This window comes from Vibrio sp. B183 (assembly GCF_000740665.1).
GTDB classification, from domain to species: Bacteria; Pseudomonadota; Gammaproteobacteria; order Enterobacterales; family Vibrionaceae; genus Vibrio; species Vibrio coralliilyticus.
Genome location: NZ_JPQB01000014.1, coordinates 205,662 through 226,444, shown reverse-complemented (window position 1 = coordinate 226,444; position 20,783 = coordinate 205,662). Strand labels below are relative to the sequence as shown.

Below are 20,783 nucleotides of genomic sequence, written 5' to 3'. Positions count from 1 at the left end.
AGCTTTACGCTCGGCATTTTGTTTATTTTAAATAACTTACGAACTCTAGTTACACGAACGGACAGGTATCAACCTTGTATTTGATGCCAATGACATTGTGTAGGGAGTGAATGTTCCACTTTCGCTAGCTTCAATTTGTATGCAGAGATCTGTTCGGCGCTTCGTTTGAACCTGTAAGACATTGTGAATCCCTTCGCTGTGGTCCGACTGTATCTCATATCTGCTATTGTCCTTATATAGAGTCATATCGACGGAGAGTAACTTACTGGCATCATCGAAATTTTTGTGTTCCCAGACCAGAGTTGCCTTAAAGTTCTTGTCATTGCTGGCTACTCGATACGACTTCGATCTTGACCACGGGCGCAGCTCAAATTGTTTGGTGTTCTCGTATTCGCTGTATGCTTGAGTCAAATCCATGTAACCCCAGCCGCGAGAAGGGCACCAGTTGCCATTAGAATCACAGTACTGAGGAAGATCTTCAGATAACACATTGCGTGAGTTGTTATCGGCGCTGTTGATTAGCACGGCTTTTACCAAAGGAGAGAATTTTTGGTATTGGCGGTTGTTTGACTCTTCTAGTGCTTGTCTTACAAGTACCGCGGCGCCAGCAACGTGCGGAGATGCGAGACTTGTTCCTGTCGCAAGTCGTGTAATTGTATCTTCGTCATATTCTTTGTATTCGTCCTCTACAAATCGGTCTTTGTAAGGCCCTTCATAAGTGTATGCGTTGGGATCTGGCGCTGCGGTTCGAGTGTCATGACCGGGAGCGGCGATATCTGGTTTACGCCTACCATCAGTAGTTGGCCCGCGGCTACTTGTTGCACGTATTGAGTGCTGGCTTCTATCGGTGGTCTTTTCAGTTGGGCCATCTGCTAGAGTGGTGTCTACGTTGGCTACTGTTAAGCCGTTATAGTTATCTCCGGGTTTACTAATGGAATAAGGTTGTGGCTCTTCAGCACTACTACCATCGGGGTACTTTGAACCATCATTACCGGCAGATTTTGAAAGTAGAAAATCATTTTCGTAACTGACCGCATCGAAGTATCTTGCCCAAAAAGACCACGTTTGCCACTGGTTTAGTGAGCTTTGTTCTACAGGTGTGAGTATCCGTCCATTACCAAAGCTGTAATTAAGTGATACGGCATCATAGTTTACTAAGTAAGATAAACTCGACATGGTCAGATTAGCGGATTTTAGCTCCCTGAGTATTTGTGCGAACTCGCCATCTCCGCCTGGTAAGAGGGTGTCTGAGGCTGAACCCGCATAGCCACTAATCACATCAGCATCTTTGGCGATACCATCATGGGGGCTGATTGAAGAATTCCCTGCCATTGCGCCAGTTACAGCGGTGCCGTGCGTACTCCTTAGATGTCGACTGCCTGCTGTTTTTAGCCATTCTCTTTTCATTGGCCAGTTATAAACTTCTCCGTTAATTCCTTCACTCCCCATCACCAACACATTTTTATCAACAAATGCAGGGTGCTCAATATCGGTGCCACTGTCGAGCACAGCCGCAGTGTAACCAGTACCAGTAATTCCGTGCTCCCAGAAGCTGTTGATATAGGCATCGCCGGGTTGTGTTTCTGAACGAGACAATAGGATTGATTCCACATTAATATCGAGCTCTTCCTCACCTGCTTTTATCGGTTCAATAAGGCCTAGGCTAGCATTTTGTTTTTGGAAGCTCTTAATGTAAGAAAAATCAGAAGGAAACGGACCCACCAAAAATGTGTAGCCCGCCGCTTGGTAGCGGGTATAGAGAAGAGCATGGTCAGTATAATTTTTAAAACCTTTTAAATGATTCAAGACAGTAGCTTGGTGATTCAATTTTGATTCAACGTTCTGAATGTCATTTTCAGATACATCATTTTTGAAAACAAATCCAGTCACGACCCAAGATTGGGGTGCCAACGCTTCAACTTGTGCGGTTTCTGCATGAGTTGGCGCGACATAGCCTGCGACCAACATAGCTGCGAACAACGCAGTGTGTTTTATCATTTTATGTCCTTATACAACAATTGTTTTTGGGTATGGAGTTCCATATGCAATGTTGCCAAGTTTCCTATCGGCCTGCGCTGAAGTTTTGACAGAGTGATGTCAAGAAGAGAGGAGGTGTGAGTCTATACCCAAAATACCGAGTGATAATTATTAACTTTATAATTTTATTATGGTTTTCAGGGGGGGTGTAAGCTCATAGCTATAGTTGCATCTGTAAGTAGCACGAATAATTCAACCAATTATTGAATGCATCTCTCATCATTGATTTAAGACTGAAATCATTTGGCAGTCGGCAAGGTCTACTCGTATATTGGTAAATTGATATGCCAGAGTGGAGTAATAAAAAGCATGTATGAATTTTTAGTACGAGACTTCGATAGCGAAGGTGGATACATAAAAAGACGACTCTGGACGGTCGGCTTCCACGCAGTCGAGAGGAATCTTATGTACCGTGGGGAGTAACGTTAGATTCTAAAGTCGTTTATGCCAAAACAGGTGAACACACCGGCTTCAACGCGGGTAAGGGAAAATTCCGATTAAAACCTTATGACACGAATATAAGTCAGGCACGCCGTGCAGAAGCACAGTCGGTGCTTGGTGTAATGGCGCTGAATGTTGCAGAGTATACAGAAGAAGCGGTGAATAAGGTTTCAACTGGTATTAAGCAGTATCTTCAGGCTCATAAACGTAATGATTCTGAGGGTGTCACTGAAATGGTCAAAGCGCAGATTGGGCATTATTTCTTTACTGGTGGAAGAATGGGGTTTGGCAGAATCAGTGAGGAAAAAGCCAAAGATATTTCTGCTTCGGTCATTTGGGAAAAACTGATCCTAGCACTAGATAGTGGAACGCTGGAGCAGAAGCTCGCGATTCATGATGCGGTTGGGCGTAAAATTCTGCCAAAACTCAAAGGGCCTGAAGAAGTCAAATACGCGGTGTTAGCTAACAAAGTTCGAGAAGCTTGGTTTGATGACAGCCGCTATCGTGGCCGTCGTAAAAAATCTGGGTCAGCAGCACCAGCAAGCACAGTAGGGGGAATTGTTCCTGCGTCGAGTCAGGATATTGTCGGAACCGTTACCCAGAGCCGCAACCGAGGTGTCGATATGTTTGAGCGAGACCCTAATAGAGAAGCTCATGCTACCGCGGATAGCTTCTATGATGATGTTGATGTTCGTAACCTCTTATTTGGGGCAGGTATTTCGGGAACAACAGGTACATTGCTTCAAGCAGCGTGCGCGTTTGGTGGTTTGCACACTTGGAATGCTGAACTTTGTAAACAATACATGCTGGCGATTGTTGGCTATCTAATTGGAGGCGGGATGCACAGTTTTCACGAGTCTATGGCCATTGCCCAAAAGGCCGGGATTGTAAACTACAACCCTGGGTCATACGTCGAAGTGCTACCGACCTCATTTCTACAGAGCGTAAAAGGGAAAGCTTGGATCGCAAGGTATTATGATGTCTCTGTACTAGGTGCGATTCATTGGCGCTATAACTCCGGACGACTGCCATCTCACATTCAGAGAAGTTTAGTGTCAGATTAAGCCGTGAGTGCAGAGTTAACGACTCAGTTGCGTGCAGGGGCTTGTCACCTGTCTTTCTGATAGCGTGATGTTGATTTTATCTATGTGCTTTCTGGCTGCGCTATTTTCTTTGCTTGTCGCAACATGTAAAGGAATACAACTGAAATGAATCGTGCTGATATGGAAAAGGTCGCGGTTTAGCCGAGCCTTTTCTAATGTGTAGGTCAGCACGTTCTTGTCGACTAATATGGCGTCAACGCGTTGTTTTATCAGCTTTTCGATGCCTTCTTCTGCGCTGCTGACTTCATACTTTTTGAAATTGGTAAGTTGTTCAAAATCGTCACTGTATCGGTAGCCTCTCTGAACACCAATGGTGAGCCCAGTTAAACTTTTATGACCGCTATACTGCAGTCGGTTTTTATGTCGACTCAGTACCACTATTTCATTCCAGTAGTAAGGTTGGCTGAAATAAAGAAAGCGCTCTCTTTCTCTTGTTCTCCACGCGCCCAAAATGACGTCGTTCTCCATTGTTCGCACGCTCTTCAAGGCTCGATTCCAAGGTTGCAGCTTAATGTCGAGTTGAAAACCTGAATGTTCAAAAATATCAATCAGAATTAGCTGTGCTTTTCCTGTGTCTGGCGCTTCTTGAAAGTAAGGTGGCCATACGTCTTGTGTCCCTTTTACGGTGATTAAGGTACCCTGTGCAAGAAATGGAACAAAAGCCAGTAAAAACAACCTCATACCTTTTCAGCCCCATGTAATGAGTAAACTGTTCTTAAAATAGTCAATAAAGCGTTGATTGACTAGTTTCAAGTTGATGCCTATTTCACCAGCTTGATTTTTACAGAACGAAAGAATTCTTATCTTTAGTGCTCTAAATAATAAATTGGAGAATAGCAAAAGTCATAGCGTTGGATGAGTGATGTTTGTGCGTTTATATAAAGCCTTGTGCTTAAGTGTTTAAGCATTTGGTTGTATCTTATCTGATTGATATTTATTACTTTAATTGTGGGCTATTCTGCGGGTTGGATGTGTTTTCTGCTTTGTGGATTGATTGGTTTTGACTAAATTGATTGATCGAATTATTAATCAAAATTCTCTAAAATTTAGGTTTAATGTATCGGTTTTGTGAAAAATAGTTTGAGTACTAATTAATTTTCAGGCATTTTATATTTAATTGAACGTTCAATTAAAAAAGGAAATGCGGTAATGCCTAAGGTAGGGATGCCAGATATCAGGAAGCCTCAACTGGTTCAAGCCACCATGGCAGTGATCGATAAAGTCGGATTGCATGCTGCGAGTATTTCGCTAATTAGCAAAGAAGCAGGCGTATCGACGGGCATTGTTAATCACTACTTTGGCGGAAAACAGGGTTTACTTCATGAAACCATGAGAGAGGTACTTCGTCAGCTTTCCACTACCGTGACTGAGCGTTTAAGTAAGCTACCAAAACACGCTCATCAACAGCGTATTAACGCCATCATTGATGGCAACTTTGTTGGCTATCAAGCTGAAAACAAAGTGGCCAAAACATGGCTAGCATTCTGGTCCTATTCTGTTCACGAACCTGAGCTCAAACGCCTTCAACGCGTCAATGAAAAGCGACTTCTCTCTCACTTGAGAATTGAGTTGAAAGCGCTGTTTGAAAAAGATCAGGCGGAAATTATTGCTCATGGTATCGCTGCCTTGATCGATGGGATATGGCTTCGCGGGACAATGAACCCAGATGGCATAGATGCCGATAAAGCCAGATTGATCATCAATGATTATCTGGACAAACAACTTATTTTCTATTCTCAAAAATAACGAAAAGTCAGAACTATCAAATGGATATGAAATCACTATACATCGATGGCAGCGCATGTAACGCAACATCGGGTGAAAGCTTTATAACTTACAACCCTGCCAATGGCGAGCCGCTCGCTACTATTGGTCAGGCGAGCCCTCAAGACTTAGAGCGAGCGATCGAATCAGCCAAGCAAGGCTTTAAAGTTTGGTCTGCAATGACTCCAATGGAGCGAAGCCGCATTCTCTTTAAAGCTGTTGCAATCTTGCGTGAGCGCAATGATGAGTTAGCCGCCTTGGAAGTAGCTGATACAGGTAAGCCGCTTCAGGAAGCGATTGAAGTAGATATCGTTACAGGCGCCGATGTTATCGAATACTTTGCTGGTCTAGTACCTGGAATGCAGGGTGAGCAGCAACCGCTGAGTGAGAATCAGTTTTTCTATACACGTCGTGAGCCACTCGGCATTTGTGCTGGCATTGGTGCATGGAATTACCCAATCCAGATTGCAATGTGGAAATCGGCGCCAGCTTTGGCGGCAGGTAATGCCATGATCTTTAAACCGTCGGAAGAAACACCGCTGACTGCTTTAAAACTAGCGGAAATTTTCTCTGAAGCAGGTCTACCAGATGGCGTGTTTAACGTTTTGCAGGGAGACCACCGTGTCGGACAAATGCTAACGGCACACCCGGAGATTGCAAAAGTCTCATTCACGGGTGAATCGGGCACAGGCAAACTGGTTATGGCGGATAGTGCCAAGACACTAAAACAAGTCACGATGGAGCTCGGCGGCAAATCGCCAATGGTGATCTTTGATGATGCCAAGCTAGACAATGCGGTTTCTGCTGCGATGGTTGCAAACTTCTATACCCAAGGCGAAGTGTGTACCCATGGCACACGTGTTTACGTTCATGAAGCGATTTACGATGCGTTTGTTAGTCAGTTAAAAGAACGAACTGAAAAGCTCATTGTGGGTAACCCAATAGATATGGACACCCAAATCGGTGCCCTGATCTCCAAAGAGCATCTGGGCAAAGTCTTAAGGGCTATTGAAGAAGCGAAACAAAGCGGCGCGACGCTACTGACGGGCGGTTATCAAGTCAAAGACAATGGGTTGGAGAATGGCAACTTTGTTATTCCGACGGTATTCACCGATTGCACCGATGACATGCCACACGTTCAAAGTGAAATTTTTGGCCCCGTTATGTCTGTTCTGAAATTCTCAGAGGAATCTGATGTGATTGAGCGAGCTAACGATACCTCTTATGGCTTAGCTGCCGGCGTATTTACACAAGACCTGTCTCGCGCGCACCGAGTGATTCACCAATTGCAAGCGGGTATTTGCTGGGTTAACACTTGGGGTGACTCTCCAGCTGAAATGCCGGTAGGTGGCTATAAGCATTCCGGTATCGGCCGTGAAAATGGACCGGAAACGCTTCGCCATTACACTCAGACAAAGAGTGTCCTAATTGAACTTGGCGATTACGCCAGCCCTTACGCTTAAGCAGCAACGGAGATAGAAAATGGAGCAATGCTACGATTATATCATCGTTGGTGCAGGTTCGGCTGGTTGTGTGCTGGCTGACCGGTTGTCTGAAAGTGGCGAGTATCAAGTGCTTCTGCTTGAAGCTGGTGGCACGGACAAAAGTATTTTCATCCAAATGCCGACCGCACTGTCTTACCCGATGAATACAGAAAAGTACGCGTGGCAATTTGAGACCATCGCTGAAGAGGGCTTGGATGGACGCAAGCTACATTGTCCTCGAGGCAAAGTGCTGGGTGGCAGCTCTTCGATCAACGGAATGGTTTATGTCCGTGGACATGCGTGTGATTTTGACGAGTGGGAAGAACAAGGAGCAAGAGGTTGGAACTACCAGTCTTGTTTACCTTATTTCCGACGTGCTGAATCGTGGAATGGTGGCGAAGATGAGTATCGTGGAGGAAACGGTCCGGTCGGAACCTGCAATGGTAACGACATGAAGCTTAATCCACTGTACCAAGCCTTTATTGAAGCGGGTAAAGAAGCGGGTTATCCGGAAACTTCGGATTACAATGGTTATCAGCAGGAAGGTTTTGGCGCTATGCACATGACGGTGGATAAAGGTGTCCGTGCTTCCACCTCTAACGCCTACTTAAGGCGTGCACTGAAACGTTCTAACCTGACACTGATTAAAGGTGTTGTTGCCCACAAGGTGTTACTGGATGGCAAAAAAGCGATTGGCGTAGAGTTCGAACGCTCTGGAAAAGTCGTCAAGAGTTATGCCAATAAGGAGGTGGTATCGAGTGCAGGCTCAATCGGCTCAGTTCAACTGTTGCAATTGTCTGGCATTGGACCTAAATCAGTGCTCAAAAATGCCGGTGTCGAAGTAAAGCATGATTTACCGGGAGTAGGTGAGAACCTTCAAGATCACCTTGAGGTGTACTTCCAGTACCACTGTGAAAAACCAATTACGCTCAACAGTAAATTAGGTCTCGTAAGCAAGGGGATGATCGGTGCAGAGTGGATCCTGACCCGTAAAGGCTTAGGCGCAACCAACCATTTTGAGTCATGCGCATTTATCCGTTCTCGCAAAGGACTGAAGTGGCCGAACATTCAATATCACTTCCTGCCAGCGGCGATGCGCTACGATGGTCAGGCGGCGTTTGATGGTCATGGTTTTCAGGTTCATGTCGGCCCGAACAAACCGCAGAGCCGCGGAAGTGTCGCTATTACCTCAGCTAATCCAAGTGACAAACCAAAAATCGAGTTTAACTACATTTCAACGGAGCAAGACCGTCAGGACTGGCGTGACTGTATTCGTCTGACCCGTGAAATCCTTTCTCAACCTGCCATGGATGCCTATCGCGGTAATGAAATTCAGCCGAGTGAAACCATCGTAACTGATGAAGCGATTGATGAGTGGGTGAAACAAAACGTGGAGAGTGCCTACCATCCATCATGCAGTTGCAAGATGGGGGCAGAAGATGACCCGATGTCAGTATTGGATGAGCAATGTCGAGTCCGTGGTATCGAAGGACTGCGAGTTGTGGACTCTTCTATCTTCCCAACGATTCCAAATGGCAACCTCAACGCACCGACCATCATGGTCGCGGAACGTGCTGCTGATTTGATATTGAGTAAGCCTCTGATTGAAGGGAAAGAATTACCAGTATGGATTGCTCCGGACTGGGAAGAAAAACAGAGAACCAAGACACCGAAAAGAGACGTGTCGTCTATCTCGTAAAGTCAGTAAATATTACAAGGAAATTATTATGTCTATGATGACAAAAACGCTGTCGACTATCGCTCTTAGTACGATGGCAACAGCGGCATATGCCAACCAGTGTGAAACCGTTCGATTTGCGGACGTAGGCTGGACTGATATTACCGCTACAACAGCAGTCACCAGCGAACTACTTAAAGGCATGGGTTACAAAACGAAAACAGATTTACTGTCTGTACCGGTCACTTACTCGTCAATGGCAAACGGTGATATCGATATCTTCCTTGGCAACTGGATGCCAACCATGGAGGGAGATATCGCTAAATACCGTGAAGCAGGAACAGTAGAAACAGTTCGGGCAAATCTTGAAGGTGCGAAATACACGTTAGCCGTACCGAAATATGTTTATGATGCAGGCGTAAAAAGCTTTGCTGATATAGCAAAAAATGCCGACAAATTTAAAGATCGCATTTACGGCATTGAGCCTGGCAATGATGGCAACCGCCTGATTCAGTCAATGATTGATAGTGATGCTTTTGGCCTTAAAGATTTCAGCCTCGTTGAGTCTAGTGAGGCGGGTATGGTTTCGCAGGTATCACGAGCGGCTCGTCGCAACCAGTGGATTGTGTATCTCGGTTGGGCACCACACCCAATGAACAGCAATGTCGATATGGAATACCTTGATGGTGGTGATGACTTCTTCGGCCCGAACTACGGTGGCGCGAATGTATACACCAACGTACGATCTAACTATCTAAATGAATGTCAAAACGTGGGTCAGCTGCTTCAGAATCTAGAATTTAGCTTAGAGATGGAGAACGAATTGATGGAAGCGATCCTTAACCAAAACGTCAAACCATCAAAAGCGGCTCTAAAGTGGCTGCAAGCAAACCCAGAGCAAGTGAAATCTTGGCTTAAGGGTGTGAAGACTCTTTCTGGTAGTGATGCAGTTGAAGCTGTAAACAACTACGTCAAATCAAATGCATAAAGTGACTAGGTGGGCGTTTTCGCCCACCTAACAACGTAAGGTTTTATTGTGAATTTTATTACCAACAACAAAATCCCTGTGGGTGAATGGATGGAAACGGGCGTCGACTGGCTGACAATGAATGCAGCAGGTTTTTTCGACTCTGTTTCTTATTTTCTGGAAACCATCATTCTTTTTGTTGTCGATATTTTTAAATGGATGCCACCGGCGTTGCCCATTCTTCTTACCGCGGCTATTGCTTGGTATCTGCATCGCAGCATTCCTTTAGTGCTGTTTATCATCGGTGCACTTCTAACGATTCTGAACCTTGGCTACTGGCAAGAAATGCTGGAAACCTTTGTCTTAGTATTTGCTGCGACAACGATTTCCGTATTAATTGGCGTTCCAGTTGGCGTAATGGCAGCACATCGTCCGTGGTTATATACCTTATTGAGGCCAATATTGGACTTGATGCAAACCGTTCCTACTTTTGTGTACCTGATACCTACTTTGGTGTTGTTTGGTTTGGGCATCGTTCCTGGGCTAATTTCGACCATCATTTTTGCGATCGCTGCGCCTATCCGCCTGACTTATCTGGGTATTACCAAAGTACCAGAAGAGTTGATTGAAGCAGGGCAGGCATTTGGTGCCAGCAAAATGAAGCTGTTATTCAAGGTAGAACTACCTGCGGCGCTACCAAGCATTATGGCGGGTATCACCCAATGTATTATGTTGTCGCTTTCTATGGTGGTGATTGCTGCTCTAGTCGGGGCAGATGGTCTGGGTAAACCAGTTGTTCGTGCTTTGAATACAGTGAATATTTCTCAGGGCTTTGAAGCCGGTCTCGCTATTGTGCTGGTTGCGATCATCCTAGATCGCTTGTGTAAATCTCCAAATCAGAAGGAAGTGTAATCATGGATGCGATTAAGATTCAGAACCTTGATGTTGTATTTGGTGATCAGCCGCAGAAGGCCTTATCTCTACTGGATGAAGGAAAAGCACGTCAGGAAATTATCGATCAAACAGGGCAAGTCGTGGGCGTCGATAATGTGACTATGAGTGTAAAAGAAGGCGAGATATGCGTGTTAATGGGCTTATCTGGTTCAGGTAAATCAAGCCTACTTAGGGCGGTGAATGGCTTGAACTCAATCAGCCGTGGCTCGTTGCAAATCAAGGATGGCGATAATCAGGTCGAGCTCTCTTCTTGCAATGAAGAAACGTTAAGACACCTGCGCACTCATAGAGTATCTATGGTATTCCAGAAGTTTGCCTTAATGCCATGGCTGACCGTGCTCGACAACGTTGCATTTGGTCTTGAAATGCAAGGAATGCCAAAAGCTGAACGACGAGCGAAAGCACGTGAGCAGCTGGAAATGGTCGAGCTTTCAGACTGGGAGCACAAGTATCCGCATGAGTTATCTGGTGGTATGCAGCAGCGTGTTGGCTTAGCAAGAGCGTTCGCCATGGACACCGATATTCTCTTAATGGACGAGCCGTTTTCAGCGCTAGACCCATTGATTCGTACGCAATTGCAAGATGAGCTTATCCAGTTGCAGAAAAAGCTCAATAAGACGATTCTGTTTGTCAGCCATGATCTCGACGAAGCACTTAAAATTGGCAACAACATTGCCATTATGGAATCGGGAAAACTGATTCAGCACGGTAAGCCCGAGCAAATCGTGCTATCTCCAGAAAACGACTACGTTAAAGACTTTGTTTCTCACACGAACCCGCTTAACGTGCTAAAAGGTCGCTCTCTGATGCAACCCGCGAGTGAGTTAGAACAGGAAGATGCGAGATGGCAGATCTGTCCGATGCAGAAAGTCTGGGTTGAAGAGCGTAACAACCAACTGCATCTAGACAACAAAGCCGACCTTAAATTGGTTGACTGGCGCGATGATGAGATAGAACTGAGCGACATTGATAAAGAATCTGTGGTGATTGCTAGCCCAGATATCGGTATGCGAGAGGCAATCAAATTAAAACAGCGAAGTGGCCAACCAATCCTGCTAGTTGAGAACGGTGAGCTAATTGGCGTGTTAGACGACAGCGATTTTTACGCAGGTTTGTTGGGAAAGCACCATAAGCCACAAGCAGCGTAACGGTGGGGGTAGAGAAGAGTAGGTGAACAACGCACAAATCACGGTGATGAACTTACCGCTCTTCTCTTCGTTAACTGTGCCGTTCAGCGAACACTCAAACGAATGAATAATGGCTAAGTTATCTTAGCTTAGCCACTAGAGCTAAACCTCAGTGGCTGAAATTATCGGTGCGAATAAACTGATCAATTTGTTTTGGCACGAAAGAGGTGTAGATCATGCTCGTGTGAGCACTATGAACTTCAATATGATCGGTCATGCCGTCTATCGTGGTTTCTTCAACTGTCACCGTTCCATCCGATAATGTCTGATTCCCCATCATTAACAAGGCTCTGGCTCCTACGGCCATAGTACCAGCAATGCTGCCCAGCTTTTGTGGGAAGCGCCAGACGTCCTCGTGTTCTTCCAGTCCAAAGTCTGCTGCGTTACCCAAGACAGCCCCCATCCCTATATCTTGAATACGGCTAACAATTGATGCGCCCCGTAAGGGGGAGCCGACGGCAACAACGTGCGAAATCTGTTTTTCGTCTGGTCGTCGAGACGCGAGGTAATGTTTGATTATTAGGCCACCAAGGCTATGGCCGACCAAAACGTTAGGCTCGGTGAGAGAGAGTGCTGAATCTATTGTGCTGAATACTTTATGCTCATCAATAGACACACTGTTGTAGCTAATGGTTTGAGTGTTATAGCCATAAGAGCGCAACTTTTGGCTAAGTGGCTGCATCGCGATTCCGTGCATGTACAGACCATGAAGAATGATTATTTTCATCGGATTCCTCACTACAAAATCTATGTTTTATTTTGCCAACTCTGCTCAATGTAAGCCAGCGACAGATCGGATATTTGATGCTCAGCTGACAATAATCGCGCAGTGAGTTAGAGAGAGTACTCAGTGATAAGCCGCTAAATCGACAACGTGGTGTTTAGCGGCAAATGATTAGATCGCCTGATTAAGTGCGAGTGAAACGGAAAGTCTGTAATTTGGTTTGCTGACCATCGATGAATGCGTAGCTGTCGATAGTCCAGATATTGTTTCCGGCGAAGCCAAGCTCAACATGAATATCTGCCGAATTCATCCCCTCGTAAATAACGTCATTTACATTGGTCGGATAGAAGTTGTAACGGTTTGCTTGTGGTTGAAACTCTCCCGCAAAATTGACTGCGACGGATTTTGCGTTATTAACTAGGTTTAACTGGTAGCCTGCTTCCGGAGTGAAAGAGAACTCCGCGGTAAAGTTGATGCCTTGTTCATTAACTAAGGTCACATCGGCTTGAGTGGTTCTTGCGAGTTTGCCCTCTGCATTAATTGGCTCTATACCAGAAAGCTCCTGATGATGGTTTTGGATGTTTACATTCCAGTTTCCAACAAAGTTATCCAACTGCTCCCAATTTTGTGTTTGGCTGCTCTCGTTATTCCCGTTGGCGACATTAGCAATGGCTTGATCCCTGCTTTCTGAACGAATCCCTTCGCGGTTGTTTTGAATGTCGGCTGATGCACCAGTAACGCCACCGGCGACCCCTCCGGCCACCGCGCCTTTCATTGCGAGTTCAGCGTCACCAGTTAAAGCCCCAAGCGTTAAGCCAAGAAGCGCACCGCCAGCTGCCCCTTGCTTTGTGAGCGCATTGGGATCATCTTCGCCTGGGGTGACACAACCAGCTAAAAGAGGTAGAGAAATTGCCGCAGCCAGTGAGGTCTTCAAAAATGTATTCATAATACCTGCCCTAAAAAACATCGTTCAAAATGACTAAGACAGACTATCTATGAAATGTCAGAAAACGGTTATGAACAGTGTTCTATTATGTGTCGAGATGTTTCTTTTATAGGCAGGAAGTGAGCTTTAGTAGGGTAGAGAATAGGTGCCTACCCTAAAAGTACTTGGACTAAATATAGATTTTGCTTTTGGAGTAAAGGACGGCGTCACCGGACACAATTACAGAGTCGTCTTGTACATGGCAATAGAGTGTTCCACCTCGTTTTGAAGCTTGGTATGCCACGAGATTGGGTTTACCAAGTTGCTCAGCCCAGTAGGGGGCCAGTCCGGCATGAATGGAACCTGTGACAGGGTCTTCACAATCACCAACATCGGGCCAAAAGTAGCGAGAGATAAAATCATACTGTTGGCTTTTGGCTGAAATCACCAAGTCATAAGGTGCCAGCTTTTCTAAATATTCACGACGAACCTGAACCTCAATGATATCTTGCTCACTCTCATAGAAAGCGAAATAGGCCTGTGGGCTTTTTAGTACTTGGCTTGGTTGAATAGAAAGTGCTTCCATCACTTCCTGTGGTACTTCAGATTCGATTGGCTTCCGATTTGGAAATGTCATTAATATTCGCCCAGACAGGTCTTTTTCAACTTCTAGTGAGCCTACATGTCTTGTTTCAAACTCGATTTTTCCATTCAGAGCGAAAAATTGATAAAGCACATACGAGGTGGCGAGTGTCGCGTGGCCACAAAAGTCGACCTCTGCGACGGGAGAAAACCAGCGAATCTCATACCGGTTAGCACCTATGGGTTTAACAAAAGCAGTTTCAGAAAGATTATTTTCTGCTGCAATGTTTTGCATTATGTCATCGCTGAGCCAATCAGCTAAAGGAACTACTGCCGCGGAATTCCCTTTAAAGCGTTGAATTGTAAATGCATCGCAGGTGAACATCTCCAGTTCCATACTTCTCTCCAATCATTTTTGTGTATGTGTTATTTAAACTATATTCCCATGAATGATTATTTGTAATGGTTTACACACCGTGAGTGGGAGTGTCTTCGCAAAGGATAATACTTTTGTTACATGATGTTAATAGGAACTGGGATGGACGTAAGAATTAGGAAGGGAGAAAGTTAGGCAGCACAGCATGATGAATGTGCTGCCCAAGTTGTTAATTGAAGTTAACCAGAGATTCCATAGTCAGTTCTTGAATGTTTTTCGCACCAGTGAGTGTCATGGCAACGCGCATTTCTTTTTCGTACAGATCGAGAAGGTTTTCTACGCCTGCCTGTCCCTGTGCTGCAAGTGCATAGATATAAGAACGGCCTAGCATGGCGCAATCTGCACCCAAGGCGAGCATTCGTACTACATCCAGACCAGTGCGAATACCAGAATCAACAAAGATCTTCAGATCACCTTTTACGGCATCAGCAATGCTTGGTAATGCTTTAGCTGATGACATAACACCATCTAACTGGCGACCTCCGTGGTTAGAAACCACAATGCCATCAGCGCCAAATCTAACGGCATCTTTTGCGTCCTGCTCATCTAGAATTCCTTTGATGACCATGGGGCCATCCCAGATGTCACGAATCCACTCTAAGTCTTTCCACGAGATGGAAGGGTCAAAGTTTTCACCTAACCAGCCAATGTAGTCTTCGAGTTTTGTTGGCTCACCGCGGTAGGTTGAAATGTTGCCTAGATCGTGCGGTTTACCAAACAGGCCGACATCAAATGCCCAAGAAGGATGACGCATTGCTTGAAAGACTCGTCGCATTGCGGCATTTGGTCCGCTCATACCAGAATGCATATCACGATAGCGAGCCCCCGGCACTGGCATATCAACTGTAAAAACAAGCGTTGTGACTCCGGCTGCTTTCGCGCGTTCAAGTACGTTTTTCATGAACCCGCGGTCTTTCAAAACGTAGAGCTGAAACCACATAGGTCTTGCGAGCTCTGGTGTGACTTCTTCAATAGGGCAGACGGACACGGTCGACATCGTAAATGGGATGCCTTTGTTTTCCGCTGCAATAGCGGCCTGTACTTCACCACGTCTCGCGTACATACCAGTTAGACCAACTGGGGATAGAGCAATAGGTAGAGCGAATTTTTCACCAAAGATTTCGGTTTCCAGATTCAGATCAGACATGTTTTTGAGGACACGTTGTTTGAGGGCAATATCCGCGAGATCTTCGGTATTGCGTCTTAACGTGTGCTCTCCATAAGAACCACCATCAATATAGTGGAATAAGAACGGCGGAAGTTTAGATTTAGCCGCTTTGCGGTAGTCTGTTGAAGCTGAGATGATCATAAATTCAGTCCTACATTTACATATTGGGGGCCTAGATAAGGCTGGAACGACATCTTTATTAGATTAAAAAGGCGTTAATACCCGCAATTATTCGACACTAGTGTCCAGTCTTGTCAGGGACAGGTATTAACGCGAAAAGGTTTACTTCATTAGAGCATCGGTAATTTGGATACCATAAATGGCAACCAGACCAATAACGCCAGTCACTACAAGATAGTAGAACGTTGGGATAACGGTCTTGCGCAGCGTCGCACCTTCACGACCCAGAAGGCCGACGGTTGCTGAAGCCGCTACAACGTTATGAATCGCAATCATGTTACCTGCTGCCGCACCAACGGCTTGAAGAGCGACGACGACTGCACTTGAAATAGATAGCGTCTGAGCAACTTCAAACTGGAACTGGCTAAACATCATGTTAGAGACGGTGTTTGAGCCCGCGATGAATGCACCCAAAGCCCCAACTGTGGCACTGAGTGCTGGGAACGCTTCACCCACTAAACCTGCAGCGAAGTTTGCGGTAGTAACAGGCATACTTGCTAAATCAGCACCGTTGATTCCAGAGTTGATAAAGATACGTACCATTGGGATCGTGAACACTAGTACGAAGCCCGCACCAATCAATGTTTTGCTCGATTCACCAAACGCTTTCGTCAATGGGGCTGCACTTCGTGCTTGAAGAAGTACAGCAATCAAAGCAACAAACACTAAGATACCACCAGGCAGATATAAAGGTTGGATAGCAGTACTGATACCAGCTTCACCAAGAATGTTGCTAAACGACAAACTCACACTACGCAGCATGGCTTTGAACTCAGCGCTGACGCGACTTGCTACTAGGACGACAGCTAGAAGCACGTATGGCAGCCAAGCCATAACCATGCTCATCGGCTTGCCTTTAGAATCCGCCAGATCAATCTTAAGAGAGCCTAACCATTCTGCAGGCCATTTCTTCTCGTCTTCAAAATCCCACGTTGATTTAGGAACAAGGAAGCCGCGCTTAGCAGCTGAAACCACGATCGCTAAGCCAACCAGACCACCGATAAGTGATGGGAATTCTGCGCCCAAGAACACACCCGTTAATGCGTACGGAATAGTAAAAGCAAGGCCTGCAAAAATGGCAAATGGAAGAATGTCTAGGCCTTCTGTCCAGCTTCTGTTCTTGCCAAAGAAGCGCGTTAACATCATCGCCATCAGTACAGGAATCAGAGTACCCACAGAAGCGTGGATAAGCGCAACGCTGGACGTTATCTGCTGGAGGTATGCGTCCCAGTTTGAACCGTTAGCCACAAGCGCTTCAGTAATGTTATGTGTGTCTAGGCCTTTGTTCACGCCGACAATGATCGGGGTTCCTACAGCACCGAAAGACACGGGTGTAGACTGAATCATCATGCCCATTAGAACGGCAGCAAGAGCAGGGAAGCCAATCGCGACCAGAAGCGGAGCAGCAATGGCAGCTGGGGTACCGAAACCAGAAGCGCCTTCAATGAATGAGCCAAAACACCAAGCGATGATGATCGCCTGAACTCGACGGTCTGGCGAGATATTGGTAAATCCATTACGGATGGTTGATATCGCGCCGGTATGCTTCAGCGTGTTGAGCAGGAAAATGGCGCCGAAAACAATCCATAGAACAGAGACAGTGATGCCTAACCCTTGGAAAATAGAGGCAAGAACTCGGGTAGTAGACATATCCCAGAAGAATAGGGCAATAACAACCGTCAATCCGAAAGCGACAGGCATTGCGCGTTTAGCTGGCCAGTTGAGACCGACTAATAATATAGCCGCAACAACTATCGGCGAAAAGGCCACTAAGGCCAGTAAAGTTTCACTCATTGGTACATCCTCGTACAGGCTTTTACTTTTACAAATCAGGATTCTCTAGAATCTCTTGGATTTTATAATTGTGATATTTGTGTTAATTCGAGGTGAATTTACCCCTTTCTTTTTTATTGATATAGGGAAATAATGAAAATAATTAATTCCAAAAATGACATAATGGTATGCGTGCGGACGATATAATCTTGTTTTCTCAGGTCGTAGAACTGGGTAGTTTTAGTAAGGTGGCAGAGATAAATAACCTTACAAATTCGGTAGTTAGCAAAAGAATTGCTCGATTAGAAGAAGAAATTGGCGTTCAACTATTATATCGAACTACGCGTAAATTAACGTTAACTGAGGCTGGCAAGGCGCTGACCCACGGCGCGAAAAATGTGAAGCAAGCCGCTCAGGAAGCAATGGATGCGGTATCCGGGTTCGGTGAGAATATCAGCGGCCACATCAAAATGTCGGTTCCTTCAATCTCTGGTGACCTAATTTTGGCTGATGCAGTGGCGGAGTTTTGCAACTTACATCCAGGCTTAACGGTTGACATGTCCCTCGATAATCGCTTTGTCGACTTAGTAGAGGGCGGTTATGACTTGGTGATTCGTACGGGGTATCTTGAAGATTCAAGCCTGATTGCTCGTCATATTCTTGATTCTCAATGGGTGGTCTGTGCATCACCTTCTTACATCGCACGCAACGGAAAACCTATTAAACCTGAAGATCTTGTCACCCATAACTGTTTGCAATACGCCTATCAAACAACAGGTGCCTCTGAGTGGGAGTTTAAGTCAAAATCGGGCAACTATATTGTGAAGGTCTCTGGTTCTTTCTCGACCGACAATGCGACGGCATTAAGGAAAGCAGCGTTGGGTGGGCACGGGATTGCGTATGTACCGCGATGCTTGGTTTACCACGATATTCGTAATGGTCAGCTGGTGGATCTGTTTCCTGAATTGGTCGGTAAACGATTGGGGATTTACGCGGTGTACCCGTTTACTCGTCAACCACCCAATAAAGTTAAGCTACTGATTGAGCACATTCGGGCTCGCTACTTGGCTATTTCACACTATTTCTAAATAAAAAAGCCGATGCATCCTTGCATCGGCTTTGATTGGCGGCCAAACCAATGTATTTCTATTTACTATGCTGCGACGATCTCTTCGTCTAAATCGAAAGACGCATCGATAAGCATCTTAGTGTAGTCATTCTTCGGAGAGTGGAAGATTTCATCGGCCGTGCCTTCTTCCATCACTTCGCCTTTCTGCATCACTAATACGCGATCAGAAAGTGCTTTCACTACGCTCAAGTCATGACTGATGAACAGGAAGCCAATGTTGTGCTTTTTCTGAATATCTTTAAGCAAGTCGATAACGGTCAACTGTACAGAGCGGTCGAGTGCAGACGTAGGTTCATCCAACAAAATAAATGAAGGCTCTAAGATCAAAGCACGAGCAATTGCGATACGCTGACGCTGACCACCAGAGAACTCATGTGGGTAACGGTTGATTGAGTGAGGATCTAGTCTCACTTCTTCCAATGCTTTGCGAGCGCGCTGCATACGTTCAGCACGGCCCATCTGAGGCTGATGTACTGTTAGACCTTCAGTAATGATGTCACCGACGGTCATACGCGGGGAGAGAGAACCATAAGGGTCTTGGAAAACCATCTGAATGTCTTTTTTGAGCCCAAAGCGTTCTTTCTCACTTAGCGCCTTCACATCCTGACCTTTGAACTCAATCCCACCCGAACAAGGCAGTAGGCCGATAAGCGCACGGCCGAGCGTCGATTTTCCTGAGCCAGACTCACCGACAATACCTAAGGTCTCGCCTTGTTTAAGCTCAAGAGAAATGCCTTTAACCGCTTCAAAGTACTCATTTTTACTCTGAATAAAATGAGACTTTATCAGGAACTTGACTCGAATATTATCAGCTTTAAGTAATGGCGGAGCGCCATCCTCTACCGGATCTTTACTGCCTTTCGGAATCGAGTTGATCAGCATTTTTGTGTAATCATGCTGAGGGTTTCTAAACAATGCCTGACACTGGCCTTCCTCAACTACATCGCCTTTACACATAACAATAACGCGATCAGCAAGGTGTTTTACGACCCCTAAGTCGTGCGTAATGAACAGAATGGCCATGCCCATTTTAGCCTGAATCTCTTTGATCAGATTCAGTACTTCCGCTTGTACTGTTACATCAAGTGCAGTAGTCGGTTCGTCAGCAATAAGAATGTCAGGTTCGTTGATCAGTGCCATCGCAATCATAATACGTTGCAACTGACCGCCTGAGAATTCGTGTGGGTACTTGGTGTACGCTTGCTCCGGGTTTGGAAGATGAACCAGATTAAACAGCTCAAGCACTTTTTGTTTCGCTTGAGAACGCGATACTGGGCGATGACACATGATGGCTTCTGCCACCTGAATGCCCACTCGCATAAATGGGTTGAGAGAAGTCATCGGTTCCTGAAAAATCATACCAATGTGGTCGCCACGAATGGACTGCATATCTTTTTCAGGTTTATCGACCAGTTGCTCACCCTCAAAGATGATGCTGGACTGGGAGTGAACAATGGCATTATTTGGTAATAACTGCATCAGAGCGTTAGTCGAAACGGACTTACCACTACCGGATTCTCCTACGATAGCGAGCGTTTCACCCTGAAAGAGTTCGAAGTTAACATCCTTTACCGCGTCTACAATACCGTCGTTGGTTGTAAAGCTGACCGAAAGGTTTTTAACCTCTAAAATTGGCATCTGTGACATTTGCATTCCTTGTTTTAATTTATTTGATGCGAGCTTTCCGTTGCATTGCCATAGCTCTTCAATGCTGAGAAGTGGTGATGAGCTTTTTGAACTTGTTCAAACTCTAACATCCACTGAGCATTACGTTGAGCACTACAAAACGCGCCCATATGGCGCAAAAGATCCTCACAGTTTTTATCAAGAACGTGGTGGGTAGCCTGAACCAATTCTGCAGATTCAATCGACATAAACTGAAGCAAAGCATAGCTTTGGTTAAGCAAGTTGAAGGCACTTTGATGCTGACCCATTTTGTTGAGGATCTCTGATTGAGAGACAGCAGCATCACGTAAGCCAGTTAATAAGCAGCTGAATTGGCAAGGTTTGGTTTGGTCATCACTTAGCGCGCTTTGGATATGCGTCGGTAAATGATGCAGAACTTGATCGTACAAGTAGTGTGCCTCTGGCCAATGACCTTGTTCTAATAACTGCTCAGCTTTTAGGTAATGTGTCCAGCACTGTTGTAGATCCATGTTCAATTACTCCACCAAAATCGTAACAAGGCATATTTAAATGCAATTCATTAACCATTGCAAATAATTATCATTTAAATGATATTTGACAGCGT

At 45.4% G+C, this 20,783-nt stretch carries 17 protein-coding genes; 8 read left to right on the top strand and 9 right to left on the bottom strand.

The features are described 5' to 3' along the window. Positions 1 to 45 precede the first annotated feature (45 nt). Positions 46 to 1,998, bottom strand: coding sequence for a S8 family serine peptidase (locus IX95_RS15620; protein ID WP_038161663.1), 1,953 nt, complete (start codon positions 1,996 to 1,998; stop codon positions 46 to 48). A 602-nt stretch (positions 1,999 to 2,600) separates the two neighbouring features. On the opposite strand from IX95_RS15620, the gene IX95_RS15615 reads away from it, so the two are divergent. Continuing rightward, entirely contained in the window at positions 2,601 to 3,542 is a 942-nt protein-coding gene (locus IX95_RS15615) for a hypothetical protein (RefSeq protein WP_235202643.1), read from the top strand. Between the two features lie 15 nt (positions 3,543 to 3,557). Here IX95_RS15615 and IX95_RS15610 read toward each other — a convergent pair whose 3' ends face one another. Beyond that, positions 3,558 to 4,262 (bottom strand): substrate-binding periplasmic protein, encoded by a 705-nt coding sequence (locus IX95_RS15610; RefSeq protein ID WP_235202642.1) that lies wholly within the window; start codon positions 4,260 to 4,262, stop codon positions 3,558 to 3,560. 468 nt (positions 4,263 to 4,730) lie between these two features. Here IX95_RS15610 and betI point away from each other — a divergent pair, with 468 nt between their 5' ends. The 6 genes from betI to choV are packed head-to-tail and all read left to right on the top strand — an operon-like array spanning position 4,731 to position 11,576. Further along, on the top strand, positions 4,731 to 5,327 hold the full coding sequence (gene betI, locus IX95_RS15605; protein WP_038161657.1) for a transcriptional regulator BetI: 597 nt from the start codon (positions 4,731 to 4,733) through the stop codon (positions 5,325 to 5,327). Between the two features lie 20 nt (positions 5,328 to 5,347). Further along, positions 5,348 to 6,808, top strand: a complete 1,461-nt coding sequence (betB, locus tag IX95_RS15600; RefSeq protein ID WP_038161653.1) for a betaine-aldehyde dehydrogenase — start codon at positions 5,348 to 5,350, stop codon at positions 6,806 to 6,808. Positions 6,809 to 6,827: 19 nt separating this feature from the next. Further along, complete coding sequence (betA, locus tag IX95_RS15595; protein ID WP_038161649.1) at positions 6,828 to 8,528, top strand: choline dehydrogenase; 1,701 nt, start codon at positions 6,828 to 6,830, stop codon at positions 8,526 to 8,528. Positions 8,529 to 8,556: 28 nt separating this feature from the next. Beyond that, positions 8,557 to 9,495, top strand: a complete 939-nt coding sequence (locus IX95_RS15590) for a choline ABC transporter substrate-binding protein (RefSeq protein WP_019274370.1) — start codon at positions 8,557 to 8,559, stop codon at positions 9,493 to 9,495. Positions 9,496 to 9,543: 48 nt separating this feature from the next. Next, entirely contained in the window at positions 9,544 to 10,386 is an 843-nt protein-coding gene (gene choW / locus IX95_RS15585; RefSeq protein WP_006961210.1) for a choline ABC transporter permease subunit, read from the top strand. 2 nt (positions 10,387 to 10,388) lie between these two features. Next, a complete protein-coding gene (gene choV, locus IX95_RS15580) occupies positions 10,389 to 11,576 on the top strand; it encodes a choline ABC transporter ATP-binding protein (protein ID WP_038161646.1) in 1,188 nt (395 codons plus the stop codon). A 148-nt stretch (positions 11,577 to 11,724) separates the two neighbouring features. Here the strand turns inward: choV and IX95_RS15575 are convergent, their stop codons facing one another. The 5 genes from IX95_RS15575 to IX95_RS15555 all read right to left on the bottom strand — a co-directional run bounded on the left by IX95_RS15575 (position 11,725) and on the right by IX95_RS15555 (position 17,424). Next, the gene (locus IX95_RS15575) at positions 11,725 to 12,342 is read right to left on the bottom strand and encodes an esterase/lipase family protein (protein WP_038161644.1); all 618 of its coding nucleotides are present in this window, start codon (positions 12,340 to 12,342) and stop codon (positions 11,725 to 11,727) included. A gap of 181 nt (positions 12,343 to 12,523) precedes the next feature. Next, positions 12,524 to 13,285 (bottom strand): hypothetical protein, encoded by a 762-nt coding sequence (locus IX95_RS15570; RefSeq protein WP_038161641.1) that lies wholly within the window; start codon positions 13,283 to 13,285, stop codon positions 12,524 to 12,526. A 169-nt stretch (positions 13,286 to 13,454) separates the two neighbouring features. Then, the gene (locus IX95_RS15565; protein WP_038161638.1) at positions 13,455 to 14,243 is read right to left on the bottom strand and encodes a PhzF family phenazine biosynthesis protein; all 789 of its coding nucleotides are present in this window, start codon (positions 14,241 to 14,243) and stop codon (positions 13,455 to 13,457) included. 208 nt (positions 14,244 to 14,451) lie between these two features. After that, positions 14,452 to 15,591, bottom strand: coding sequence for an FMN-dependent L-lactate dehydrogenase LldD (lldD, locus tag IX95_RS15560; RefSeq protein WP_038161635.1), 1,140 nt, complete (start codon positions 15,589 to 15,591; stop codon positions 14,452 to 14,454). Between the two features lie 141 nt (positions 15,592 to 15,732). Continuing rightward, on the bottom strand, positions 15,733 to 17,424 hold the full coding sequence (locus tag IX95_RS15555; RefSeq protein WP_038161632.1) for an L-lactate permease: 1,692 nt from the start codon (positions 17,422 to 17,424) through the stop codon (positions 15,733 to 15,735). 167 nt (positions 17,425 to 17,591) lie between these two features. On the opposite strand from IX95_RS15555, the gene IX95_RS15550 reads away from it, so the two are divergent. Continuing rightward, positions 17,592 to 18,491: a LysR family transcriptional regulator gene (locus tag IX95_RS15550; protein WP_038161629.1), complete on the top strand. Its 900-nt coding sequence runs from the start codon at positions 17,592 to 17,594 to the stop codon at positions 18,489 to 18,491. 65 nt (positions 18,492 to 18,556) lie between these two features. Here IX95_RS15550 and IX95_RS15545 read toward each other — a convergent pair whose 3' ends face one another. Together IX95_RS15545 and IX95_RS15540 are read right to left on the bottom strand one after the other, a co-directional pair. Next, the gene (locus IX95_RS15545; protein WP_038161625.1) at positions 18,557 to 20,179 is read right to left on the bottom strand and encodes an ABC transporter ATP-binding protein; all 1,623 of its coding nucleotides are present in this window, start codon (positions 20,177 to 20,179) and stop codon (positions 18,557 to 18,559) included. Positions 20,180 to 20,193: 14 nt separating this feature from the next. After that, a complete protein-coding gene (locus tag IX95_RS15540) occupies positions 20,194 to 20,688 on the bottom strand; it encodes a hypothetical protein (RefSeq protein ID WP_038161623.1) in 495 nt (164 codons plus the stop codon). Between the last annotated feature and the right edge of the window lie 95 nt (positions 20,689 to 20,783).